This is a genomic window from Microbacter margulisiae (genome assembly GCF_014192515.1).
GTDB lineage: Bacteria > Bacteroidota > Bacteroidia > Bacteroidales > Paludibacteraceae > Microbacter > Microbacter margulisiae.
On record NZ_JACHYB010000001.1, the window covers coordinates 1118776 to 1142111 of the forward strand.

At 38.8% G+C, this 23336-nt stretch carries 26 protein-coding genes; 19 read left to right on the forward strand and 7 right to left on the reverse strand.

Annotated elements, in window-relative coordinates:
* Positions 1 to 23: 23 nt before the first annotated feature.
* The 3 genes from FHX64_RS04625 to FHX64_RS04635 form a co-directional block, all read right to left on the reverse strand.
* Entirely contained in the window at positions 24 to 3470 is a 3447-nt protein-coding gene (locus FHX64_RS04625; protein ID WP_246392300.1) for a SusC/RagA family TonB-linked outer membrane protein, read from the reverse strand.
* A gap of 191 nt (positions 3471 to 3661) precedes the next feature.
* Positions 3662 to 4660 carry a FecR family protein gene (locus FHX64_RS04630; RefSeq protein WP_183412636.1) on the reverse strand — a complete coding sequence of 333 codons (999 nt, stop codon included), beginning with the start codon at positions 4658 to 4660 and terminating at the stop codon, positions 3662 to 3664.
* 16 nt (positions 4661 to 4676) lie between these two features.
* Positions 4677 to 5282 (reverse strand): RNA polymerase sigma-70 factor, encoded by a 606-nt coding sequence (locus FHX64_RS04635; RefSeq protein ID WP_183412637.1) that lies wholly within the window; start codon positions 5280 to 5282, stop codon positions 4677 to 4679.
* A 765-nt stretch (positions 5283 to 6047) separates the two neighbouring features.
* Between FHX64_RS04635 and FHX64_RS04640 the strand changes: the two genes are divergently transcribed.
* From FHX64_RS04640 to FHX64_RS04655, 4 genes are all read left to right on the forward strand, one after another.
* Entirely contained in the window at positions 6048 to 6581 is a 534-nt protein-coding gene (locus FHX64_RS04640) for a hypothetical protein (RefSeq protein WP_183412638.1), read from the forward strand.
* A 107-nt stretch (positions 6582 to 6688) separates the two neighbouring features.
* A complete protein-coding gene (locus FHX64_RS04645) occupies positions 6689 to 7066 on the forward strand; it encodes a hypothetical protein (protein WP_183412639.1) in 378 nt (125 codons plus the stop codon).
* A gap of 1120 nt (positions 7067 to 8186) precedes the next feature.
* Complete coding sequence (locus tag FHX64_RS04650; RefSeq protein WP_183412640.1) at positions 8187 to 8642, forward strand: nuclear transport factor 2 family protein; 456 nt, start codon at positions 8187 to 8189, stop codon at positions 8640 to 8642.
* Positions 8643 to 8944: 302 nt separating this feature from the next.
* Positions 8945 to 9289: an ArsR/SmtB family transcription factor gene (locus FHX64_RS04655; RefSeq protein ID WP_183412641.1), complete on the forward strand. Its 345-nt coding sequence runs from the start codon at positions 8945 to 8947 to the stop codon at positions 9287 to 9289.
* On the opposite strand, the gene FHX64_RS04660 is transcribed toward FHX64_RS04655, so the two are convergent.
* Positions 9286 to 9426 carry a hypothetical protein gene (locus FHX64_RS04660; RefSeq protein ID WP_183412642.1) on the reverse strand — a complete coding sequence of 47 codons (141 nt, stop codon included), beginning with the start codon at positions 9424 to 9426 and terminating at the stop codon, positions 9286 to 9288. The genes FHX64_RS04655 and FHX64_RS04660 overlap by 4 nt on opposite strands.
* Before the next feature lie 29 nt (positions 9427 to 9455).
* Between FHX64_RS04660 and FHX64_RS04665 the strand changes: the two genes are divergently transcribed.
* The 4 genes from FHX64_RS04665 (at position 9456) to FHX64_RS04680 (ending at position 12607) form a co-directional block, all read left to right on the forward strand.
* A complete protein-coding gene (locus FHX64_RS04665) occupies positions 9456 to 10112 on the forward strand; it encodes an FmdE family protein (RefSeq protein ID WP_183412643.1) in 657 nt (218 codons plus the stop codon).
* A 12-nt stretch (positions 10113 to 10124) separates the two neighbouring features.
* On the forward strand, positions 10125 to 10898 hold the full coding sequence (locus FHX64_RS04670) for a sulfite exporter TauE/SafE family protein (protein ID WP_183412644.1): 774 nt from the start codon (positions 10125 to 10127) through the stop codon (positions 10896 to 10898).
* Positions 10899 to 10973: 75 nt separating this feature from the next.
* Positions 10974 to 11987 carry a porin gene (locus tag FHX64_RS04675; protein ID WP_183412645.1) on the forward strand — a complete coding sequence of 338 codons (1014 nt, stop codon included), beginning with the start codon at positions 10974 to 10976 and terminating at the stop codon, positions 11985 to 11987.
* Positions 11988 to 12001: 14 nt separating this feature from the next.
* Entirely contained in the window at positions 12002 to 12607 is a 606-nt protein-coding gene (locus FHX64_RS04680) for an FmdE family protein (protein WP_183412646.1), read from the forward strand.
* Between the two features lie 219 nt (positions 12608 to 12826).
* Here FHX64_RS04680 and FHX64_RS04685 read toward each other — a convergent pair whose 3' ends face one another.
* Positions 12827 to 13453: a fibronectin type III domain-containing protein gene (locus tag FHX64_RS04685; RefSeq protein ID WP_183412647.1), complete on the reverse strand. Its 627-nt coding sequence runs from the start codon at positions 13451 to 13453 to the stop codon at positions 12827 to 12829.
* A 162-nt stretch (positions 13454 to 13615) separates the two neighbouring features.
* On the opposite strand from FHX64_RS04685, the gene FHX64_RS04690 reads away from it, so the two are divergent.
* The 3 genes from FHX64_RS04690 (at position 13616) to FHX64_RS04700 (ending at position 16104) form a co-directional block, all read left to right on the forward strand.
* Positions 13616 to 13921 carry a hypothetical protein gene (locus FHX64_RS04690; RefSeq protein WP_183412648.1) on the forward strand — a complete coding sequence of 102 codons (306 nt, stop codon included), beginning with the start codon at positions 13616 to 13618 and terminating at the stop codon, positions 13919 to 13921.
* A gap of 718 nt (positions 13922 to 14639) precedes the next feature.
* Positions 14640 to 15410, forward strand: coding sequence for a LuxR C-terminal-related transcriptional regulator (locus FHX64_RS04695; protein ID WP_183412649.1), 771 nt, complete (start codon positions 14640 to 14642; stop codon positions 15408 to 15410).
* A 121-nt stretch (positions 15411 to 15531) separates the two neighbouring features.
* A complete protein-coding gene (locus FHX64_RS04700) occupies positions 15532 to 16104 on the forward strand; it encodes a transposase (RefSeq protein ID WP_183412650.1) in 573 nt (190 codons plus the stop codon).
* A gap of 163 nt (positions 16105 to 16267) precedes the next feature.
* Here the strand turns inward: FHX64_RS04700 and FHX64_RS04705 are convergent, their stop codons facing one another.
* Positions 16268 to 16978: a hypothetical protein gene (locus FHX64_RS04705; protein ID WP_183412651.1), complete on the reverse strand. Its 711-nt coding sequence runs from the start codon at positions 16976 to 16978 to the stop codon at positions 16268 to 16270.
* Complete coding sequence (locus FHX64_RS04710) at positions 16975 to 17805, reverse strand: IS5 family transposase (RefSeq protein WP_183411862.1); 831 nt, start codon at positions 17803 to 17805, stop codon at positions 16975 to 16977. Before FHX64_RS04710 ends, FHX64_RS04705 begins: the two co-directional genes overlap by 4 nt.
* A gap of 661 nt (positions 17806 to 18466) precedes the next feature.
* Here FHX64_RS04710 and FHX64_RS04715 point away from each other — a divergent pair.
* The 8 genes from FHX64_RS04715 to FHX64_RS04750 all read left to right on the forward strand — a co-directional run bounded on the left by FHX64_RS04715 (position 18467) and on the right by FHX64_RS04750 (position 23324).
* A complete protein-coding gene (locus FHX64_RS04715) occupies positions 18467 to 18934 on the forward strand; it encodes a pyridoxamine 5'-phosphate oxidase family protein (RefSeq protein ID WP_183412652.1) in 468 nt (155 codons plus the stop codon).
* Positions 18935 to 19047: 113 nt separating this feature from the next.
* A complete protein-coding gene (locus FHX64_RS04720; protein ID WP_246392302.1) occupies positions 19048 to 19497 on the forward strand; it encodes a YybH family protein in 450 nt (149 codons plus the stop codon).
* Positions 19498 to 19580: 83 nt separating this feature from the next.
* A complete protein-coding gene (locus FHX64_RS04725; RefSeq protein ID WP_183412653.1) occupies positions 19581 to 19910 on the forward strand; it encodes a YbjQ family protein in 330 nt (109 codons plus the stop codon).
* A 151-nt stretch (positions 19911 to 20061) separates the two neighbouring features.
* Positions 20062 to 20445 (forward strand): hypothetical protein, encoded by a 384-nt coding sequence (locus FHX64_RS04730; protein WP_183412654.1) that lies wholly within the window; start codon positions 20062 to 20064, stop codon positions 20443 to 20445.
* 45 nt (positions 20446 to 20490) lie between these two features.
* Entirely contained in the window at positions 20491 to 20703 is a 213-nt protein-coding gene (locus tag FHX64_RS14445) for an energy transducer TonB (RefSeq protein WP_425487959.1), read from the forward strand.
* A 35-nt stretch (positions 20704 to 20738) separates the two neighbouring features.
* Complete coding sequence (locus FHX64_RS04740) at positions 20739 to 21584, forward strand: hypothetical protein (RefSeq protein ID WP_183412655.1); 846 nt, start codon at positions 20739 to 20741, stop codon at positions 21582 to 21584.
* Between the two features lie 122 nt (positions 21585 to 21706).
* Positions 21707 to 22267 (forward strand): hypothetical protein, encoded by a 561-nt coding sequence (locus FHX64_RS04745; protein ID WP_183412656.1) that lies wholly within the window; start codon positions 21707 to 21709, stop codon positions 22265 to 22267.
* A gap of 94 nt (positions 22268 to 22361) precedes the next feature.
* Complete coding sequence (locus FHX64_RS04750) at positions 22362 to 23324, forward strand: alpha/beta hydrolase family protein (RefSeq protein WP_183412657.1); 963 nt, start codon at positions 22362 to 22364, stop codon at positions 23322 to 23324.
* Positions 23325 to 23336: the final 12 nt, after the last annotated feature.

The following is a 23336-nucleotide window of genomic DNA, read 5'->3' on the forward strand; positions in this document are numbered from 1 at the left end:
ACATGTTTTTTTAATAGATTAGCTTAGAATCCAAAGGACACATTAAATGTATAGGTTCTTAAAGTAGGTTGTGCAGCATTTTCAAAACCTGTTGCATTAGTTGATGTAGCAAACACGGCTTCTGGATCTACTCCATGCATTTTACTATAGAGCATGAAAGCATTGTTACACGATGCAGAGAGTTGTATAGCTTGAAATGGAGTATGACGTAATAACTTCTTATTGAATGTATAACTCAATTCAATATTCCGGATTCGAATATTTGTTGCATCATATACGTTAGCTTCATCAATACCCAGATTACCACTTGAAGCAATTCCTTTTGTCCAATAATCCTGTACGCTTACTTTAGTTGTATTGGGGGTATAGCCTCCATTCCCATCTGAAGTCACACCAGGGACAACAAAATCCTGACGCTGCCCATTAGGAGCTGTTACTGCTGCAACACCTGCCATTTGCAAGTTGAAATTGGTTGCAGAATACATCTTTCCACCAAATCGCATATCAACCATCATGCTTAATTGAAATCCTTTGAATCCCCACGAGGAGGTAAAACTCCAAAGCGCTTTTGGTTGTTGTGATCCTAAATAATAAGATTGTCCATCTGAGGTAGGCAATCCGTTATTTAATATCATCTTGCCATTATATGGACTTTTAGGATCGGCTACCCGTGCAAATTTTGTTCCGTAAATAGCCCCATATATTTCTCCAGGAACTGCAAGTATCTGTAAATTATCAAAACCACCTAAGGCATATTTTGTTACTCCAGGATACAGAGAAATAATTTTGTTCTGATTGGATGAAAAGTTGCTTGATAAAAGCCATGTAAAACTATTCTTTAATTGAAGAAGAGTTGCATTAGCTTGAACTTCAACACCTTTATTCTGAATATTTCCCGCATTGATTTTCATCGATGAATATCCACTCATAGGATCTATGGGTAAATTAAGTAATTGACGTGTTGCATTCGATTTATATAATGAAACATCAAGGCTTAATCGATTTTGTAGGAAATGAAGCTCTGTCCCTACTTCATACGAAGAAATCAACTCATTTTTTACATTTTCATTAAACAATGTACTACTCCCATTACTTGCTGTTACAGATCCTAATGGATCTTTTGATATAGAGTATGTGTTATACAACTGATAAGGACTTAAATCATTTCCAACTTGAGCAAAAGACGCTCTTAGCTTTGCAAAATCAAACCAGGATGGCATACCAGACCCTATTTTATTGAGCATATCATTTATCACCCATGAAAAATTCAATGAAGGATAAAAAAATGAACGATTTTCCGGACTTAGAGTTGATGTCCAGTCATTACGCAGAGTTCCATCCAAAAATAAATAACCATCCCAGTTTAGTTGCAATGAACCATAAACAGAATTAATTTTCTTTTCACTAAATGACTGGTTGATACTAGGGTTTCCTACCGCATTATTCAGCGTAAAAAGATTTGGTACCACTAATGCTCCTGCGCTTCCACCTATCGAACTGGATTGAGTTTCCATTAAGTTACCTCCAAGGTTTACCATTCCCCCTAATTTACCAAAAACATTATCCTTGTGAGCTGTGAGCAGAGTACTATAATCATTTTCAAAGAATTGATCCTTACTGGTACCATAGGATCCTGTAATTGCTAATGGACTTCCAGCATAGGTTTGATTTAAATATCGGGTTGAGTACAAATCACTACCGGCTTTAACGTCTAAATTCAACCAATTGGTAAAATCATATTTCAAGGAAGCAAACATCAAGAAACGATCCCGGGTATCCTGATTCAAATTGTATTTTATCAGCCAATAAGGATTATATCCATTTGTGTTATACCATATCATACTCCCATATTTATCTGTCGGAGGATTAAACTGCCGAATATCCAACGAACGTGGGGTAGAAAATAGTGTGGCAAAATAATTGGATGCATTCTGTCCATTGATAGGACGATTCTTAGCTGCTGCATTAATATATTGCACTTTTGTCTCTAATGTCCAACGATCATCTTTCCCAAATTTACTGATAGCATGAACCATCAAATCAGTCCTTGCCAATGTAGTACCTGGAACAAGGCTTCCGTCATCTGCACGCGTAAAGGAGGTGTAAAGAGAAGTGCCTTTTACCTGTTGCTCAAATGCAACATTCTCAGTAGTGGTAAGTCCTGTCTGGAAGAAATTATTAATGTTATTATAAATATGCATAGGAACATTATTCCCATTCCAACTCTGAATGGTTTGCCCGGTTGCTGCAGGGCCCCAACTAGTGGTTGATAATTTATTATACGATCCGTAACTCCCTTGTCCAAATGTATTTTGTAATTCCGGAACCATGAACAGTGTCTCAAATTGTGTTGAAGATGATATTCTAATGCCGAGTCCTTGCGTATGTTGTCCTGATTTAGTGGTAATCAGAATAACTCCATTTCCTGCACGTGATCCATAAAGAGCTGCCGCAGAAGGTCCTTTCAAAATAGATATACTGGCAATATCATCAGGATTGATATCAGACAACCCATTACCCATATCAATCGATGGATTCCAAAAATCTGTATTGGAAGCTCCGGTAAAATTGTTCATTGGGATTCCGTCAACAACAATTAACGGTTGATTATCTCCTGTCAATGAATTACTTCCACGTAATAATATTTTTGAAGAGCCAGCAGGTCCATTTGATGATCTTACAACTTGCAACCCTGCAACTTTACCTGAAAGATCATTGGTAAAATTATTTTCATGTGCTTGCAATAAATCAGAACCCTTAACCTCCTGTACTGCATAACCTAATGCTTTTTTGTCTCGCTTGATGCCTAAAGCCGTTACAACTACTTCATTTAATGACTTACTGCTTGCATTCAAGGATATATCCATGCGTGAGGAGGTTCCCACTTGCATGTCTTTGCTTTCATATCCAATATAGGAATATTGAATAATAGAATGTGATGGAACCATTAATGAATATTTCCCATTTACGTCGGTAATAGTCCCTTTGGTTGTTCCTTTTACTACAACGCTTGCACCAATCAAAGGTTCTCCCTTTTCATCTGTGACAACGCCTTCTATCCTTTCTTCATGTGTAGGTTGCCGCTCAGCTTCGCTAGATGCACCCTTTTTATATAAAAGAATTTGATTGTTCTTTAAAGTAAAGGCGATATCTTGCCTAGCAAAAATTTGAGTTAAAACTTCATTTAACGGTTTATTGATCACTCGTAAAGTGACATTTTCCCGGGTGTTGGTGACATTGTCGCTATAAAAAAACTTATACCCTGTCTGTTTACTAAGATCATTTAAAACTCTAGCCAGAGGAGCATTTGTGACATGAAGTGTCACTTTTTTGGTTTGCGCGTCAAGTTTTGGAGCGCTGAAAGCTTGCACCAAAAACAGAAGCATCAATACACTTAACAACCGTCCAAAAAAGCTGTACATAAAACGCTGTACAACTTCAGTTTCTACAATGTGTCGTTTAATGTTCATAATTCATTTGTAATTTAAGATTAATACTAAAAGACTCGAAAACACTTGATTAAAAAGACAAGTTACCTGATTTGTTTCATAATAAATTGGGTTTAAGAATTAATAATATGTGCAAAACCTATTAGCAACGTTACATTTAGATACAACATTGGCTTGCAATGAAATTTAATCATGGCCTAAAACAAATATATCTATTTAAATATCAATGATTTGTCTTTCTTGTTTATATAATAATGTACTTGGGGTGTAATAAAGTGAATATCATTTAGAATTTCTTCCAATGACTCGTTCTCAATGGTTATGTTGTATTTTAATGAATCCAATCGATTATTTTGCACAGAAATATTATAATCATATTTATGTTGTAATCTTTCTGCAACTTCCTGCAATGTTTCCCGTTTGATTACTATTTGGCCTTTTGTCCAATCTCCTATACTATTTTGATCTACTGTCCTGACAAAATATTCTTTTGTTCGTCGGTTAAATCCTAGCTGCATTCCTGCCTTGAGGTCGGTAATTAAGTTCTGATCCCGGTTATTCTCCATCACCTGCACTTCGCCTTCTTTCAGGCTGGTATAGGAATAGATCTCATCAGGATAGGTATCGATATCAAATTTTGTGCCTATATCTTTTACCGTATAACTGCCTACATTGACCATAAATGGTTTCTTTGCGTTGTGAACCACCTCAAAATAGGCTTCTCCCCTTAAGGCAACAGTGCGTGTTGACCCGTTAAAGTCGGTTGGATAGACCAGTTTGGTATTTTCATTCAGTCTCACTTTCGTGCCATCGCTCAAAATGAGGGTTGATTGCTGCCCGTCTGATGTTTCTACCACCGCATACTGAACCGGATGCCTCGTAATCAGGTCGCGCAGGAAATACCCGACTGAAAGTAACAGGATGATAGCAGCTGCGTATTGCAAAGTGGTGCGAATTTTTTTCCACATGGACGCTTTAGGGATCGAATCCAGCTCCAGTGTCTGATTTAATTCATTCCAGCCTGCCTCTGTATCTGCTTTGTCGCGCAATTCTTCCCACTGGCTCAGCATGTAAGCTTCTTTCAGTCCAAACAGGAAATGCTTATTCTCTTCCTTGGCCTGCAACCAGTCGATGACCTGCTGGTTTTCGCCGTCAGTCAGCTCTTTCCGCAAGAACTTTATAAGCAATATGTTGTCAATATCCGTTATCATCTCTGTTTTTCTTCTATCAAAAGAGTCCACTCAACAAAACTATCGTTAAAACCACAGGGAAAGCGTAATCTTTCATCTCTTCACGCACAATACGGATTGCTTTATATATCTGATTCTCCACCGTCCTCACCGAAAGCCCCAGTTTCACTGCAATATCGGCGCTTTTCATCTGATGTTGCCTGCTCAGCACAAAGATCTCACGGCATTGCTCGGGCAATTTCTTAATGGCATTGGCATATAAGGCCTCAACATCGTGCATAAAGATCGTTCCCAGGATATTATCATCCGGATTGTAATACGCAAGCTCAATTTCCTGTAATTTAAACTCCGATAAATTCGAAAAGTTTGTCTTTACCGCATTAAACCGCAGGTGTTTAATACATTTACTCTGAAATATCTTGAATAAATAAGCCGTAATTGAATAATCCGTCAGAATATGTTCATGATTTTCCCAAAAAATGATGAATGTCTCCTGCACCAGATCCTTCACGTTCTCCTCGTCTTTCAGTATGCCCATGCCATAAGCAAACAGCTTGGGCTGATATGTTTTATAAAAACGTTCGAACGCTTGTATGTCTCCCTTACGAATAGCTTTAAATATGTATTCGTCCTCGTTCTTCATCGATTTTTCCATTTTCAATTTCAAGGTCAATATAAAAGAGCCCCTGAAGAAGTTAAATACTCATTGCACAAATATGTTTAATAACATATTTTGCAGTTAAAATAAATAGTTGTAAACCTACCACCAAACAGACAGAAGACAGAATCAATGAAAATCTGAAGATAAAAACTACAAAGTATTTAGTAGGTGATAAACAGGAATATAGTAGAAATCTGAAGAATGAAATCCAACTTTGAACGTTAGACCTCTTGTTTCTTTTACACCTTTTGACCGTTGTTTGACCTTCAACCTGTTTTCAACCTTCAATTTTTTAAGTTCCTGGCTCTTTTTTCTCAATTCTTCAATCTTTCAGCTGTTCAGGCGCGTAAAGTTAGCATATCTTTTAATGAATTGCCACAAAACCGAAAAAACAGAAATTACTTTATCACAACATATTAAATCATATCCATTGGAGGACTAAAACAGGAAGTACTCATTTTAACCCATGATTCGGTGATGCAGAAGAAGAAAAACCCGAAATGTCGAATTTTGACGATGATGTTTGCAGAATAATATTACAGGTTGTTTTATTTAGTTGTTTGCTATTGTAATATTCCAAAAATAAAAAATACATTTGCAAAGGAAATAAAGAAACGCCATGGGATGATGTGGAACATGACTGCTGGAAAGAAATCATTATGTGGGGCTTATATATATATTATAGCAGTGTGCATTTTGGTGAGTAAGAATAGAAGCGTTTGATAAAAAATGAGATAAAACATTATCATGAAACATGATTCCAACATACAAATATTGTCGATATTCATCTTCGTACTCATTTTAATTCCTCTAAAAACGGTTTGTCAAAATGTTGACTGGACAGATAGTTCATATTTTTGGAAAGGTCATCTCGACAAGGACACCCTCTCGATATCTTTATGCCGGTCCCGATTTAATCCAAGCAAACATGTGCTGTCAAGTACTGGCAACATAGTGGTTTATTCTACATCCGGAGAACATCCTGTGATTGACAGAATCGATGAACATGATATATGGGGCAGTGAGTATGGATATCCCAAGTACGAGTTAAGCCAATTTAAAGTTACCTTGAATGGACAACCCATACAAATACCGAAAACTTTATATAATGACTGTTACAATCCTGACGTCAACGGAGATGGTATTACAATAGTTGTGGCTGATGACAAAAAAAGCGTTCTTGTGGAAATGAATAGTGGTGACGGTGCAAATACATATTTTGTCTGGTGGACCATCTCTTTGAATGGTAAAGTAACGAGATATATAAGTTTGGGAGAATGAAATTTACAAACATGAAAGCATCATAAGCTATCGTTTTACTCAAACTTACGATAAAGGTCTGCTTTCAATGATCGGATGAATGTAGATGACACAAAAACATATACCTTATGGAACATAACTTTACAGAAGATGTAAAAACAAAGTCTGACAAAAAACTAAAGGAGATCGTGATTCATTTTGATAATTATCAGGAAGCTTTGATCTCGGCTGCAGAAAATGAACTGGCAAATCGTGGGATTGAACTGTCGGATGAAGAAAAGCGAACCATTGAAATCGCTAAGCAGAAAATGGTACAGGAAACCATCAAAAAACAGGAAACAGATGAAGACTGGGATGCATTTCATCCAAAATGGAAACAAAATATAGTGAAGGATGAGAATGCTCCACAATTATATTCAAGGCGAGTGATCAATATATTCTCCATATTGTTTTGTGTCCTGTTTGGCGGGATCCTCTTAGCTATTCAACTTTCGCAAGTAAAATAACTTGCTGATATATAAGAAACAAGCAGCATATAAATTTGGCAAAGTGGTTGAATATCAGTAACTTTATGTTGTCAAACAAAACCCAAAAAATATGCTGCGACACAAAGATACAATAATACTCTCAGAGATAAATAGCTTTTTACTGCAAGGGAAAAAGCAATAGGAACAATGTTCAGTCTCCTTGTTTATGTTTTTAACAGTTGCCGTATGAAACTTGAATTCCATATCTGATAATTTAGATCAGGTAAGCATTTCAGAACCTTATTTTGGGTGTAGCTTAACCCTTAGTAGGGAAACCAATAACCACACTGGAATTAACCTTATTCCCTTATTACATACGATAATAATTTGTTTGTGGGAGGGTGTAGGGACTCACATTCCAACATTATCATACTTTGGATGTGAAAATTTACTGCTTGTTTCATGTAATAAGGGAATAAGGTTTAAATCTTAACAACCTAAAGCAACCGGGTTAATTGGAGCTTGCGAAAGTTGAATTAGCCATAAATCTTAAGACAGTAAATAATAAAAAAGGAATTGGGATTGTTCTGCTCTATTCTGCTGTCTATACCGGATTCGTAATTTATATCCTGAATTTAATCCCGGGGAACCAATCTGTATTATCTGTTATCCTTAATACAGTCGGATCAATTTTTTTATATGATTATTTTTGGAGGAAATATATTGGCAAGGAGGTTCAATATAGAACAAAACCATTCTGGATTCCTTTAATAATCGGAATCATTGTAACCGCATTCTTTGCCTGGATTTTGATTATGGCCAATATATGGTAAGCCTTTTTTCTTCACCTACGACAATGGGCATCATTACCTGACGTAAAAATGACGTCAGTGTGTTATAGCAAATCATCATAAGAATTCCATCTTTTGTAGTGCAGCCTTCACTTGGGAGAAAGCCTCCCTACCCTTGCTTCCATTGTTTTTTATTATTGCATCTTGTATCGAAAGCCGTTCTGCTTGTCCCTACCTGAAAAACAAAATAATAAACAGCAGATTGCGCCATTTTTATTACTAACTTCGGCAGAGGCATGGGTAACAGATACATCTGCATCATTGCATCATGCCCCATAAATAACAATTATCTACAAGAAACAGGGAACATGGAAAAGGGAACAAACACTCCGAAAAAAGTGGATAGGAATCATCCTGCCTTTAATAAGAATGCCGAACCATTCTATAGTATTATCATGGAAGGGTTGAAAGGAGAGGTGGACGGGGAGCATTTTTGGGATGCTGTAGCAGAAGATGCAGTATTTGAATTTTTATATCATATTCCAGGATTTACCCATAAGATTGAAGGCCGTACTGCGTATATGAACTGGTTTGGAAGTTATACCAATGTCCTTCATTCGTCCGATAACTTACGGGTATATAAATCGGCAAAACCTGAAAAGGTAATTATTTTGGAATATGAAGTTCATGGAAAGGTTCCTTCTACAGGAAAAGCCTACGATAACCGTTTTTGTTCTATCATAACGATCGAAAATCGTAAAATAGCCCATTGGCGTGATTATATGGATTCGCTCGCCGTAATGCTTTCTGTTTCTTCTGATTAACACAGAGTGCTGTGTGCCATTAATCCTATCAGCATATCGCTTCTCTGAAGCTAAATGCGCATAACATTGCCTCAACTGATGATTGACCCTGCCTGGCGTCACCGGATGAGCTTCACTATCATTGCGTTCAGTGCCAGTTCCGGCTTCTTTCAAACATACCACCACATGAAAATGTCTGGATATTAAATTTCCAGGCAAACAGCCATTTTGTCTTTTTTGATAAATATTTAATCTCTGCCTATTGCAAATTGCATTTTATTGTTCGTAATTTTGCGAACAACGAACATTAAACTTATATCGTTATGGAAGCTAATAAAAATAAAGATTATATTGTTGACAACGAAACACTTGCCCGTTTTGCTAAAGCTTTGGGTCACCCAACGCGCATCACCATTTTGCAATACCTCGCTTCATTGAACAGTTGTTATTTTGGCGATATTCATAATGAACTGCCAATAGCAAAAGCGACCGTATCCCAACATTTGAAAGAATTAAAAGATGCTGGCCTGATTCAGGGAGAGATAGAAACGCCCAAGGTGAAATACTGTATTAACCGGGAAAACTGGATAAAAGCGCAAGCCTCTTTTGAAGCTCTGTTTAACAGCAAATCAGATAAATCAACTACAACAAAACCAGGCTGTTTTTAATACATACTTTCCACTGAATAGTTCATGGCATAAGCATAACAATGCCATATCATGCTGTTCAGGGATGCAATAAGAGAGGCATTTCTTTCCTGATAAAGATCATTCATTAAGGAAAAGCGGATTGAGAAAATAATCATGTAATATCAATATAATTAAAATCAAAAAAATGAGTACACAAAGATTTCAAATTCCGGATTGGGCATTTGAGTTTCACGGACATGAATGCCCTTTTATGCCAATTGGTTACCGTATGGGTGTTTTGGCATTAAAGACGTTAGGTGTTGAACGCTGCAAGGATCATGAGTTTCACGTATTTTCCGAAATGGGCGTTGGTCATCCGCAGGGATGTATGCAGGATGGTATCATGGCTGCCACCGGAGCAACTTTTGGAAAGGGTATGATTGATAAATTATACTACGGTAAAGTAGCGGCTACCTTTTGGCATCCTGATGTAAAAGGTGCTTATCGTATCTTTTTGCGCAATGAGTTTCAGGATAAACTGGCTCCTCATGAATTCTTTAATTACCGCAAAATGGGTATTGAACCATCACAGATACCGGTAGAAGTCAGACGGGATATTGTAAATATAGTCTTAGATGCTACTGACGATGAGTTATTTATTGTGACAGCGATTCCAGACTTTGAATACAAACCGGTTAAAGGTTCATTTGCAAAAGCTAAATGTGAAGTTTGCGGTGAATATGTTTTTGAGCGTTATCTGCGCCTCAAAGATGGAAAACGGGTTTGCATTTCCTGTGCCGGACACGAACCCGATGAGATGACAATAGCTGTACCCAACGCACGTCTTTCACACAAGCACTAAATCATAGAAGATATGGATTTTAACAGTGCTCTTTTAATGGCAGTACTCTTTTCTTTTGTACTTGCGTTCATCTTCTCGATGTTTGGACAGGGAGGAGGATCAGTTTATTCTCCACTACTGATTCTCCTTGGTTTTTCAGTTTTAAATTCAACATCCACATCATTGGTACTGAATTTGATTACCTCCCTCTCTGCAGGATATGTGTTCTATAAGAATAAAATGATTGATATGAAAGCATCGTTTATGTTTGTGCCGGGCATTGTCCTTGGTGCTTTTGCAGGCGGTGTTTATGCCCGATATGTCAATCAGGATATCTTATTGTGGTTGTTTGTGTTCTTCCTGTTAATCCTTGGTACCAGAATGATCCTTACTTATTGGCAGAAAGGACATGATACGGACGAGGTACCGATGCCACATCCTTCAGTTTCGATGTACATCCTGATTGTGGTTTTTAGTATTGCCGTAGGGCTGATCTCTGGCTTACTGGGAGTAGGTGGTGGTGTGCTGATTGTTCCCTTCATGGCTTATGTTCTGAAATACCCGACAAAATCAGCTGCAGGCTCTTCTCATCTCATTATTTCATTCTCGGCTCTTGCCGGAATTCTAGGACATGCAACCAATCATCGGCTTGATTATCCATTAATTGTCATAGTAGGAATTGCCGTATTAATTGGTGGACATCTCGGGGCAAGATTCAGTCTCAGGGTAAAACCCAAAATGATTAAAGCCGGCCTTGGCCTTATTATGTGGGCGCTTGCTGCTCAGATATTAATCAAATTAATTTAGACAGATAAATTACGCTTCTGGCATGCAATCAGGAATAGATGTGTGATGAGCCGCCAGACGCTTAACAAAAAAAATATGATTTACCTGAATAAGAAGAAGTTGAAATGGATTATTTTGATGTTGGGATTAGTATTTGCACTTCATGCCTTTGGTCAGGATGAAAAGTTTGTGAATTTGAATGGTTACCTGCAAACACGCCTTTCCAGTAATTTCGATAATTCGACTGAGTTTACCATACGACGCGCAAAACTCTGGGTTTATGGCGAAATCCCGAATCTGAGTTTTATTACCTATAAAATGCAGGCGGTGTACACTTCGTTTAAAAGTGAGTCTTTTGTTTTTCAGGATGCTTTTGCAGATATCCATACCCCTGGGTATGGTTATTTGCGGGTAGGTCGCTTTGTTCCCGATTTTATGCTGCAACGGATGCAACCCGATTATGAAATTCCCGTCCTTGAACGTGCAGATGTGATTAGTGACATGACGATCAATGAAAAAGAAATGGGACGGGAGGTAGGCCTTCAATATACCTTCCAACATAAATCGTTGCCGCTCCATTTTAGCTTTGGTATTTTCAATGCGAATGTCGAACAACCTGCCCACAGTAAGGACAACCTGTTGTTATATACTTCCCGCGTGGCATATAAAGTCATAGACAAAGGCAATTCCTGGCTTGATATCGGAGGTTCATTTGCCTATCGTCATCTTGACAAAATGACGCTTACAACCATCTATCAACCCGACTCTGTTATCTCTGGCAATGATTTTCGTTGGGGCATCGAATCCCAGTGGCACTGGAATAATTTTGAATTGCAGGGTGAATACGTACAGGCAAAAATCAACAAAGATAAGGCCGATGGCTGGTATGCCCTGGCAGATTATACAATTCATAAAAAGTATCAGGTTGTTGCCCTGGCACAAAAATACAATGACCTGAATCCGATTACCAGCAACAATGCCTGGTATGGAGTAGGTTTTAATGTACAACTGTCGGGCAACACAAAACTGATGTCCGACCTGAAAACGCAAGACACTGATTCCGGCAGGAAATACCTGGGGGATCTTCAATTACAAATATTTTTTAATTAAAGGAGGAATAGAAAATGATTAATCCAAAAGATTGGCTCGAATTCGGGCAAAAATTTCACGGACATAAATGTCCTGCTATGCCAATGGGTTTAAGAGTTGGCGCTGCTGCCATGAATGCCCTGGGTGTAGAACGTGCTAAAGACGGACAGTTGGTTGCCTTTGTCGATTTGGGAGAAGATCATTGCGCTACCTGTTATGGTGATGGCCTTCAGGTCATCATGGGGACGACCTTTGGCAAAGGGAATATTAAAAAAACAAATAAAGGGAAATGGGCTGTCACCGTTGTTGACCGTGCCACAGGACGTGCTGTCAGGGTTACCCCTACTGCACAAGCCATGCTCAACAACAAAAAATCGAAATTCTTTACAGAATATCGTATGTTGGGCAAGCCGGCAAGCACTGTCCCTGCCGAAGTAGTCGATCCTCTCGTGGATAATGTAATGAATGCTCCTGACGAGATGTTGCTTACGGTATCTCCTATTTTTGAATACAAACTCGAACCGAAAAAAGATAGCTTCGACGGATTTGTTTGTGAAGAATGCGGCGAGATGACCGTGATGGAATATGGGCGCATTAAAGGAGATAAAAAAGTCTGCATAGATTGCGCTGCAAAAAAGTAAACTAAGGAATTACTTCCTTAAGGATTGAAGGAATGAGGATTGTAACTTCTCTAACTTCCGTCTTCTGTCAATTGCCAACTGTCTGTTATCAATTGAATCTGGTATTCTGTTACGCTGTTATTCTGTTATTAAAAAATGAACCCCGGCTCTCAGAACGCATCAAGCATCTGAAAACCGGGGAAAGTTTATTTTTTGTCCGTCTGATTTTGAAATTGCCGGTTACATAACGTAACTTAGCACGTCGCTACTCGTCGTGCGAGTCGGATCGCTCCCTATGGCTGTGACACGAATGGCATATTGCCTGCCTTGCGTCAAACTGTCCAGTTGCACGCGGCTCTGACTGACTACAGCATGTCCCCATACCGTGGTGCCGGTGTAGGGAAACTCGGTGTACTCCACATCATAGCTGCGGGCGCTTTTTACAACATTCCAACGAACATCCAGTGCTCCTCGCGTGTTCCCAGCTTCAACTGTCAATCCGGTTGGAGCTGGTAGCGGCCCTGCCGGTACAGGCTTCTTGCTTACGTCGAAACCTGAGCTGATAATGGCTGCTTCGTCGCCGTTGCTTGCCCTCTGAACATAGGTGCCCAGGGAGCGCATCGTCCCTTTCAGGATATCCTTCATGTCATTTTTATAAATCGTATCCTCACGGGTTCCATCTTTTACCTTACCCATGGCGTCGACATAATTGTCATAAGCGGTTTTCACCACTTCGAGAGTTGGATCGGGTGTCGGATAACGCGGGTTACCCGTCATGTGATCCAGTACCTGCTTCACAAATATCGGAAAACTTGCATCCGTGTATTTGCTGCTTGAAAAATCGATCAGGACTTTATATCCAATCATAAAATAATAATTTAAAGAGTTTATAGTAGGACAAAAAATATTTTCTTTGCTTCTGCTGGTTCTACCATCTGCCGGAACACCACCGGATGCCAAGGAAAAATGACAGATATCATACAATCAGTTATTTAAACATATAACATAGTTATCAATCCTGTTGTTTTCATGACTAAAAATGGTCGTTTATTGATCCATCATGGCTCAAGGCTGATCCATTTTGGCTCAAGGCTGATCCATTTTGGGGAAAGACTAATCCATTTTGAGGAAAGACTGATCCATTTTGAGGAAAGGCTAATCCATTTTAAGGAAAGGCTGATCCATTTTGAGGAAAAGCTGATCCATTTTGAGGAAAGGCTAATCCATTTTAAGGAAAGGCTGATCCATTTTGAGGAAAAGCTGATCCATAATGCAGCAAGATTGATCCAAAATGGGGCATTATTGATCCAAAATGGGGCATTATTGATCAAATAAATGGACTGTTTAAAAACTGTGGGGTCTCTTCAATAAACTGTGTCAGGAGAATTTTTTAATAGAGATTCCATCTGCATTCAAAAAGACACTGTCCAAAAACAAGTTGTCATTTCCTAATGATGATGCCCTGAAAAAAGCGCTGTACCTGTTAATTTCTGAGATTGAAAAGAGTTGGAATCAGCCAATCTGGAACTGAGGCTCGATCTTTAACCAGCTCCTTACTATATTTGAAAACAGGATTCAAATATAGATCCTAAATCCTGTAGTGGTTCGTTTACACAAAACCCTGAATAGTCCCTGTATTTGATCAACATCTTCTATGTTTTTATCCATATCTTCCCAATTAATGCAAGAAACCCATGACTCTTTTTCATGAAATAAAAAATGTTTATCTAAAAAGTGACTGTTTGTATCATTATGTCAAAGATCATTGGCGCGTCACAAAGTTAATTAGGTAATTATTTAAATCAAATAGGAAAAATATCCTATAGGCAAACCATATAAATGGCAGGTTAAAACAGGCTCAAACTATTGACATACAATTTATTTAATCGTATATTTATTGTATTTCCATGTGCAGTGATTTTTGGGAAGGATAAAAAATAAATTCCTGAAATCAAATAAAAACGACTATATGCATTATTTATTTTTGAATTATAAAATAACATTATTACCTTTGACTTTCTAAATTTTCAAACGTAATATTTATAATTTTACCATGTCGGCCCTGCAAATCCTTCATCATTCTATTTTCAGTTCACACCTGTGCCATGTAAGCCCTGCCGATTATAAAACCATTTTGATCCAGTATGCACAATTCCTGAAAGGGACAAGGCTTTCGATGCTGATGATTGCTATTTTTGACCTGCACAAAGGCAACTACCTCTATCTTGACCATCGCATCCAGAAACTTTTGGGTGAACCGAACCGGAATAGCAATGATTTTAAGCCACATGACACACTCTATGACCATGTACATCCGGACGACCTGCAGGACTTGCATAAAGCGGATATCTGCTGCTACCAACAGTTTCACAGTTTGCCTGCCCGTGAGCGCGACCATTATGGCATGGGGTGCCATTTCCGCATCCGGACAGCTTCGGGCAGTTATTTGCGGATGATACGGAAGGTAAGGCCACTGGAATATGATACCTATAGAAATGTGTGGTTACTGTCGGTTACTTTCGACCTGATGTCCGAAGCAGCCAGCGGAAGCATTCCGGCTGCCTGGATATTCAATATAAAAACCCATGAAGCAGAGCCGCTTACCGGAATGGGAAATGGGTTATGGGAACCCATCACCCCGGGATGCCTCAAGCTGTTGCAGCTTATCCGCCAGGGATTTTCCTCACATGAGATAACCGAGCATCTGCATATCAGCAAGAAGACGTTGTATAACCAACGCAGCAGGATTTTGCAGGGCTGCGGTGCAAAAAATATGACGCAAGCCATTCGTTACCATGAAATCATGGGTACGTTTCAACAATAAATTTTATTACAAGACAATAATACAATGGCAGGACTGTAGGGACGATGTGCACATCGTCTTCCTACAAAACAAAACAAAACAGAATAGAATAGAATCACAAACAAATAAAATATCAACCGTTGTGTCAACCGACAAATTTCAAAATAAATACCGCATTCTGTCAGCACGCGCATCATGGCACGATTATAACGGTGGTGATTATTTTATAACGGTTTGTACGAAAAACAGGGAACATTATTTTGGTGAAATAAGGAATGATGAAATGATATTGTCGGAAATCGGGAAATATGCGGTCGAAAACCTGAAACAAATCAATGGGCATTATCCCAATTGCGAGATACCATTGTTTGTGGTAATGCCCAACCATATCCATGCCATTGTGGTGATTGATTTTGTAGAGACAATGTGCACATCGTCTCTACAATCAACGCCATCTGCCAATGAACGATGGAAAAATATATTGGTAGATGAAAAAATGCAATCTATTTCAGCCAGACGTGGAAAATTATCAACAGCCATGGGCGGTTTTAAACGGGCGATTACCCGGTTTTCAAATGAAAATGACATTGATTTTGGTTGGCAATCCCGGTTTCACGATCATATTATCCGTAATCAGGACGAAATGAACCGCATTGCAACCTATATAGAAAATAATGTATTGATGTGGAAAGAAGATAAAATTTATACGGAATGAGAATCACCGAAAAAATCAGAACAGGCATTTGCTGAATTGCCGGGGCAGGAAGAATTTCCGCACTACCCCGGATAAGTCCATTGCCAGTAAGCCAAATGAGGTACTGATTGAAGACAATTTATGCGATTTTCTTCTGAAACAACATTGATGACACGAAGCTTTGCTACAACGTAACCCCTGCCACAAAAAAAGCTTTTTCAGCTTGTGGATTCGCTCCTAAGATGCCATAAACAGGCACGGAAAAAGTATTTGAAAGTTTAATTTTCCGGGTGACTTTTATCCCGACATTAATCACGGAAAATCCCTTATTGCCGTAAATAGCAGGACTGTCAAACAAGGATGCACCAAGGAAGGTATTTACATTCGATGCAACGGGATAATCAAGTTCAACATAGGTAGAATAGGCATTTTTCCCGTTTAGATTCTTATCTGCACCATAAAACATGGTATTCCAGGAAAAGCTCACCGGAAAGGTTTTACACCCTCCATATGCTAAAGTGCCCTCTAAGATATGTCCTGTGCCATTACTCCGAAGGTTAAAATAGTTGGCATACCCCGAACTTACTTCTGCATTATTGTTGCTGTTGTTCCAGTTGTCGTCGGTAAGCGTAAGGGAAAAAGCATGGGGTAAAGCGAGTGTCGCATTGAGGTCTATTTCTTTGACATCTCCCGAAAAAGCATATGATCCGGATGCACCTAAGCTAAAAGATCCTATCGTATAGGTTAAAGTAGGCTGGATATTGGGCGTACCGCCTTTTGATCCTTCCTGTGCTATGCCACGCCAAACGTAAGAACTCACAAGATCAACGCTCAGGTTGAAATTGTCTTTTTTATCCTGGGCGGATACACACGTTGATGTTGTAATTGAAGTCATCTTGACTTTTTCTGTTTAGTAATTTTCTTAAGTAGTATCACGATAAAAGCGATAAGGTTAAAGCTTTGCCAACTGGAGCAAGTAACATCAAATCTGTTCAATAGAGATCTGAAACTATCCATCCATGCATTGGTTCTTTCTATGCAATAGCGTTGCTGATAGAGCAATTCATCGAAGAATATATCATCCGTATGTGCTGCGTTACGCCAGTTAATAGCGATGTTGGGTATTATTTCATGGGAAGAACAGAATTCTCTGAACTCCGCAGAGTCAAAACCTGCATCGGCATTAAGAAAAAGACCATCAACTCTTATATCGGAGTTATTCAGCGAATCAATAATGTCGGTAAAACGTTCTTTAATTTGATGTAAATCATTGTGATTCCCTTCTATCGGGTCTGATATGGCCAATGGGATACCTTGTCTGTCTGTAAGATAAAGAGCATTGGTAGTCTTCCTTTTCTTCCGACCCTGATAAGCAACCTGTTCTCCTCCACGTAATGCGGGGGTATGGCTGCCATCCAAATCAACACTGGACATGTCCAATGAGGCTCTGTATTTATTCAATAAACCAAACCAGATTTGTTGTAACACTCCTGATTTACACCATGTACGAAAATAACCGAAAACAGTCTTATAATGCAATACGACATTAGAAAATAAACTTTTAACGGGCAACATATGCCATTGACAACCTGTTTTTAATTTGTACAATATGCAGTTAACAATCTCGGCGATATCACACTTTGTCCTGAACCCTCTCTTGGGTACAGGGATGAATGGCACTATTTCTTTATTTATTGTATCTTTGTCGAGTACTAAGTACATGGGGAAGAGTGGTGTTTTATAGTTTTGCTTTTCATAAAACGGCTCTTCCCTTTTTTTAGTATTTAAAGCTTGTAAAAGTCAAGACGAATTCATTGTTAATACACTAATAATAAAGAGTAAAGCTGCGGATCTTTGTTTAAATTTCATGATCTGAAGATGTTCAAAATAAGTTTATTCATTCGACGGCAAAGGTACTGAATATCGAAGAAGCAATAGGGATGTGCGCCGGTTATTAAGGATTTTTTTTCGAATATTTTCTTTAGTCAATGTACATGATCTGCATTGTTGCCTTGTCGGGGATATAACGATTTTGCTGACGCAATAATCCAAAGCTATGCTATCAGAATGAAACAATCAACAACAGAGTAAGAAGCACAGCCCTGGTATTCTGGCCTAACTTAAGACTACTGCTGCTGATAACAGGTAAAGGGTGCCAATGCACAACCACAGTCATAAAATGGAATTATTTTTTGCAGGACAGAAAGAAAATAAATTCCTGCAACAAGTTAAAAACCATTCTATTCCTGTTTATTTTTGTGGTATAAAAGAACTACCGTACCTTTGATATTCCAAAGTTTTAACAGGGGCGTTTTATGAAGTTGCGGTTCACACGCATAAACAGCCCGATCCCCCTACCCTGTGTATTGTAAAGGAGAACATTATGCGAAGAAAAGAGAAAGAAATTACCAACCAGCAAGTCATTGAAGAGATTCTCTCCAAAGGTGAAGTGTGCCGTATAGCCATGATGGATGGTAATCGGCCCTACCTTGTTCCACTCAATTATGGATATGACGGACATGCCTTTTATATCCATTCTGCACAGTCGGGCAAAAAGATTGAGCTGTTGAAACAGAACCCTGAGGTATGTTTTGAGATCGAATACGGAGCGATGATTGTCCGGCACGAAGAGTCATGCAAATGGAGTGAAAAATACCGTTCCGTTATTGGCTATGCAACGGTTGAGATGATAACCTCTTTCGAGGAAAAGAAAAGGGGGTTGGACATTATCATGGCGCACAACGGGAGGGCCGGCAACAACGTGTATAAAGAGAAACAGGTGGAAGCTATCGTGATCCTGAAACTCCATATCAGGCAGATCACAGGCAAACAATCGGGCGATTGGGAATGACATTGGCGCAGGTTACCAGGCATCACTGGCAAAAAACAGGCAAAGCAGCTATATACGGGAATGAAAGCGTTCATATACCGGTTTATATACCATAACCATTAAATGTTTACCGTATGAAAACCTTATTGTTTATGCTCACCCTTATGGTGATGGCCCCAGTGTGTGCGCAGGAGAATAACACCATAGCCAAAAAGATTATTGGCATGGAAAAAGCGGCCCTGGAACGCTGGAATCAGGGCGATCCGTCAGGATTTCTTGAGCTGTCGGATACGGATGTTGTCTATTTTGACCCAATGACACCCCAAAGGCTTGACGGTCTGGATAAACTGACAGCGCTTTACGAAGCGATCAGGGGAAAAGTACACGCAAGCCGGTACGAAATGGGCAACCCCTGTGTGCAGGCAGTGGATAGTATGGCTGTGCTGACCTATAACCTGGTCTCATATGCGGGTTTGACACCCCATAAATGGAACTGTACTGAAGTGTACCGGCTTGACGATGACAATCAGTGGCGGATCATACAGACACACTGGTCGTTTACACAACCGCGACTGCAGAAATAAATCTTATATTCCCGGCGCACTCCTGTTGCCGGGGATGAAACATTCGGATAGTTGTCTTACAAACCCTTATAAATAAAAATAATATGGAAACAAGAATGACCACCACAGCTTTTGAGATTGCCGGCTACAAAATCAGTAAAAACCTGGGCGTAGTAAGAGGCATATTAGTCCGTTCACGATCCATTGTCGGCAACATTGGTGCCGGATTTCAAACCCTGTTTGGCGGCAACATAACGATCCTGTCCGATCTGTGTGAGAAAACCCGTAACGAAGCCTTTGTAATGATGTTGCAACATGCTGAAATGCTCGGAGCCAATGCAGTCGTCGGCGTACGCTACGAATCGACTGAAATTATGTCGGGTGTCACCGAAGTAATCTGCTATGGCACTGCCGTCATTGTGGAACAGGCGTAGAGGCAAGGAGGAAGAAGCAATGCTACAATAGAGTGACTCAACAAAGCAAATGCCCGTTGATAAGCCTATCATGGAAGCATGACTAAAAGTTATGATTCCAGAGAGGTGGCGTCAAAAAACAACAGCATTTTGTGTTGAATAAATCAAACCAATGGAAGATTCAAAGAAGATATTCGTGATATTTATATGTTTATTGGTCAGCAGCTCCGGATTTTGCCGGAATAGTTGTCGAAAAGCTGTAAATCAAGCCAGATCTGATTTTCAACATGGAAACTACTCTTTTCATTCAGAAGAAGTGGTGCCGGCGGATAATACTTATTTTTATGTGTTATACAAATACTATAAAATCAACTGGTACTTCACGGATTCTTCCAATTATTATAAATGTTATGATGGCGAAATGAACAAATTATTACAGAAGAAATATGGAAAAAAATTTTTGGATCGGGCACAAGTCATCTGTGATAGTTTGGACAATACCCCTGACTGGAGGAAAAATGCCCGATTCACTGGTGGAGATAAAGCATTAAAGTAGTATTTATTACACAAACTGCAAGAGGCTGGAATAGAAAAAGAGGACATCAAATCAAAATTAATTGTACAATTTACAGTTGATACTACCGGACAAATAAAAACTCCGGTAATTATAAAAGGGGTTAATCTGGAAATCAATCAAAAGATCATTAATATTGTCAATCATATGCCAAAGTGGACACCTGCCTATTTATATGGTAAACCCATAAAACAAAATTATGTATTACCATTTACCGATCACTTATGGTTAGACAATTGACAAAGAAGTTTTCGATATATGAAATATTAAGCATTATGCAAACAACAGCTTTATCTGTTATATTGATCCTGTTAATAACCAGTTGTAGTAATCCAGCTAGATCAACCGATAATAAACAAGGAACAATTAGAATGTTTGCAAAGAACAACTCTTTGTCAAAAAACAATCAGATAAAGCCTGATGCTATGGCTTATAAACCTTATAAAACTATTATCACAAACCTGAATAATGATAATGTTTCAGATACTATTTTTCTAAGCTCTTCATTGAAAAGCACTTCGTTATTTAATAAAATAACCATCATTATTTCAGGATTTTGCAAAGAGGATTTTATCACAAAGGATAGCTGGACGGACGTAGATTCTTCCTTTTTGAAAGATAACAGAAATTACGTTTCAACAAAATCACTATTCATCAAAAAAACCAAGGTACAGACTGTAATTTTACTTTTTGGTATGTTAGATGGAGCAGGTTACAGAGAAAATTTTTCAATCATCAATATTTCAGACAATAAACCTAAAATGGTTTTCAATAGTGAGCAGGATAGTGTTGACGTTGAAATTCCTGTTAAATTAGTTGATCTTGAACATAATGGAAAATTAAACTTTATCTTTAGAGCATATTCGGAAGAAGATAATCCACCTGAACATTTTACAGAAAAAGGAACTTTTGAATCATACACGCCTTTTTGGGTTTATACTATTGACAATGATTGTCAATTAAACAAGCCCTTGACAAAGCAATATAATGAAGAACATTATGTTTTTGCCGGTTTTAAATATAATCATCATATTGAGGTATTTACTTCAGCAAATAATGGGGGAAAAAAAGCCTGTCTAAGAGGACAAAATGGGAAAATCATCTGGCTAACAAAAGAATAAATAATACAGCCTCCTATTATTTACAGAAAAGAATCATCCAACATCCGTTAAGCGGCAATTCCGCGAAACAGAAAAAAGAAGTAAAGTGAGTTGATAACTTAAGAAAAATAGCAACAAACTATATGATAAAAGGTGGATTAGATTATGATAAAACAGTTGAAACGAATAAGTTGGTTTTCAAAGGACAATCCTATGAAAAAGCAGTAAGTTATGGTTTCATTCTGATTATGTTTGGTGGCACATGCATCATCAGTTATTTCATATTCAAAAACCAACTCAAGGGCAATCCGTCTGTAATGGACTATGCCATTGCTATCGTCATTCCGATGGTAATGATTTGGGCAGCTGCAATGGAAAGCCGTACCCTTTTAACCAGAGATAAATTAAGAGAAGTAGCAATAACGATCAGTCTGACCAGAGCAAAGCCAAAACTAGTGGAGGCGGCTAAGAAACTCAACTGGAATTTATCCATGGAAACAGATAAATATATGATTTTCGAAACTACATTTGGCTCAATAGAAGATAAACAAACTATTACACTGATCTTTTCACCGGATAACAAAGTCTATTTCAACAGTATCTATTGGCCTGCTATCTATTTAGGACCAGCAAGATTTGAAATCAACTATCAAGCATTCGTAACAGCATATCAAAGCGTAGAAAAAGAGTCAAACATCTCCTGACCTAGCAAAGGGTAAAAAACAACCTATCTTCGCTGTCAAAAGAGGGTCCGGCATAAACATTACAGGATCATATAAACAAACAGAACTTACCTTTATGAAACAAACATATATATTACTCTTGTTTTTGCTGTTTATCTCACTGTCAGCTTTTTCGCAGGTAACCAAATCTACCTTTATCTATTCCGTTAAGGGTCAGGATACGCTTCGGCTCGATAGATATGAGTTAGCACAAACGGATACCGTGGCAGCAAAGCCCTGCATTATTTTCATGTTTGGAGGAGGTTTTATTGGAGGAAAGCGTGATAACCCCTACTACCTCCCCTATTTTGACCAAATGGCGCAAAGAGGTTACGTGATGGTCTCCATTGATTACCGGTTGGGATTGAAAAAAACAGCAGAACAGATTCACAAGGGAGAAAAAATAAAAAAAATGGCATTTCCCGGGTTATTAGCAAGTGCCATTGATACAGCTGTGGCCGATTTATATAATGCTACTGATTTTATCCTCAGCAACGCCAGCGACTGGCATATCAATCCTGCCATGGTCATTATCAACGGATCGAGTGCGGGAGCTATTTCGGTGCTGCAAGCGGAATATTACCTCTGCTCAAATAACAAGCTGATAAATAGACTACCGGAAGGTTTCGGGTATGCCGGTGTGATTGCATTTGCAGGAGCTATTTTCACCACAAAAGGATCATTGCATTGGGATAAAAAGCCTGCGCCTGTCCAATTCTTTCAGGGTGATGCCGATAACCATGTGCCTTACAACAAGGTTCGCCTGTTCAACTATGGTTTCTATGGCTCTAAAAACTTAGCCGGACAACTGAAGAAGATGAAAAGTCCCTACTACTTCTATGACGTTGAGAATGCCGCGCATGAAATAGCAGGTACGCCTATGAAGTCAAATCTTCCCGAAATTGAAGCATTCTTACGCAAGGAAGTAGAAAAGAAATTGCCCCTTGAAATTCACGAACATGTCCGCCAGACTGACAAACCGCAACTGAAAAAGAAGTTCGGGATAGGCGATTACATCAAAGCAAACTTCAAACAGTAGAAAACAGAGTGA

Bases quoted from the DNA above. Each gene is read 5' to 3' on its own strand.
- FHX64_RS04675 (WP_183412645.1), top strand. From the start codon at position 10,974: ATGATTTACCTGAATAAGAAGAAGTTGAAATGGATTATTTTGATGTTG.
- FHX64_RS04750 (WP_183412657.1), top strand. From the start codon at position 22,362: ATGAAACAAACATATATATTACTCTTGTTTTTGCTGTTTATCTCACTG.
- FHX64_RS04665 (WP_183412643.1), top strand. From the start codon at position 9,456: ATGAGTACACAAAGATTTCAAATTCCGGATTGGGCATTTGAGTTTCAC.
- FHX64_RS04655 (WP_183412641.1), top strand. From the start codon at position 8,945: ATGGAAGCTAATAAAAATAAAGATTATATTGTTGACAACGAAACACTT.
- FHX64_RS04705 (WP_183412651.1), bottom strand. From the start codon at position 16,978: ATGACTTCAATTACAACATCAACGTGTGTATCCGCCCAGGATAAAAAA.
- FHX64_RS04650 (WP_183412640.1), top strand. From the start codon at position 8,187: ATGGAAAAGGGAACAAACACTCCGAAAAAAGTGGATAGGAATCATCCT.
- FHX64_RS04720 (WP_246392302.1), top strand. From the start codon at position 19,048: ATGAAAACCTTATTGTTTATGCTCACCCTTATGGTGATGGCCCCAGTG.
- FHX64_RS04645 (WP_183412639.1), top strand. From the start codon at position 6,689: ATGGAACATAACTTTACAGAAGATGTAAAAACAAAGTCTGACAAAAAA.
- FHX64_RS04630 (WP_183412636.1), bottom strand. From the start codon at position 4,660: ATGATAACGGATATTGACAACATATTGCTTATAAAGTTCTTGCGGAAA.
- FHX64_RS04725 (WP_183412653.1), top strand. From the start codon at position 19,581: ATGGAAACAAGAATGACCACCACAGCTTTTGAGATTGCCGGCTACAAA.
- FHX64_RS04730 (WP_183412654.1), top strand. From the start codon at position 20,062: ATGGAAGATTCAAAGAAGATATTCGTGATATTTATATGTTTATTGGTC.
- FHX64_RS04640 (WP_183412638.1), top strand. From the start codon at position 6,048: ATGAAACATGATTCCAACATACAAATATTGTCGATATTCATCTTCGTA.
- FHX64_RS04740 (WP_183412655.1), top strand. From the start codon at position 20,739: ATGCAAACAACAGCTTTATCTGTTATATTGATCCTGTTAATAACCAGT.
- FHX64_RS04670 (WP_183412644.1), top strand. From the start codon at position 10,125: ATGGATTTTAACAGTGCTCTTTTAATGGCAGTACTCTTTTCTTTTGTA.
- FHX64_RS04695 (WP_183412649.1), top strand. From the start codon at position 14,640: ATGTCGGCCCTGCAAATCCTTCATCATTCTATTTTCAGTTCACACCTG.
- FHX64_RS04690 (WP_183412648.1), top strand. From the start codon at position 13,616: ATGACTAAAAATGGTCGTTTATTGATCCATCATGGCTCAAGGCTGATC.
- FHX64_RS04660 (WP_183412642.1), bottom strand. From the start codon at position 9,426: ATGATTATTTTCTCAATCCGCTTTTCCTTAATGAATGATCTTTATCAG.
- FHX64_RS04635 (WP_183412637.1), bottom strand. From the start codon at position 5,282: ATGAAGAACGAGGACGAATACATATTTAAAGCTATTCGTAAGGGAGAC.
- FHX64_RS04715 (WP_183412652.1), top strand. From the start codon at position 18,467: ATGCGAAGAAAAGAGAAAGAAATTACCAACCAGCAAGTCATTGAAGAG.
- FHX64_RS04625 (WP_246392300.1), bottom strand. From the start codon at position 3,470: ATGAACATTAAACGACACATTGTAGAAACTGAAGTTGTACAGCGTTTT.
- FHX64_RS04685 (WP_183412647.1), bottom strand. From the start codon at position 13,453: ATGATTGGATATAAAGTCCTGATCGATTTTTCAAGCAGCAAATACACG.
- FHX64_RS04745 (WP_183412656.1), top strand. From the start codon at position 21,707: ATGATAAAAGGTGGATTAGATTATGATAAAACAGTTGAAACGAATAAG.
- FHX64_RS04710 (WP_183411862.1), bottom strand. From the start codon at position 17,805: ATGTACTTAGTACTCGACAAAGATACAATAAATAAAGAAATAGTGCCA.
- FHX64_RS04680 (WP_183412646.1), top strand. From the start codon at position 12,002: ATGATTAATCCAAAAGATTGGCTCGAATTCGGGCAAAAATTTCACGGA.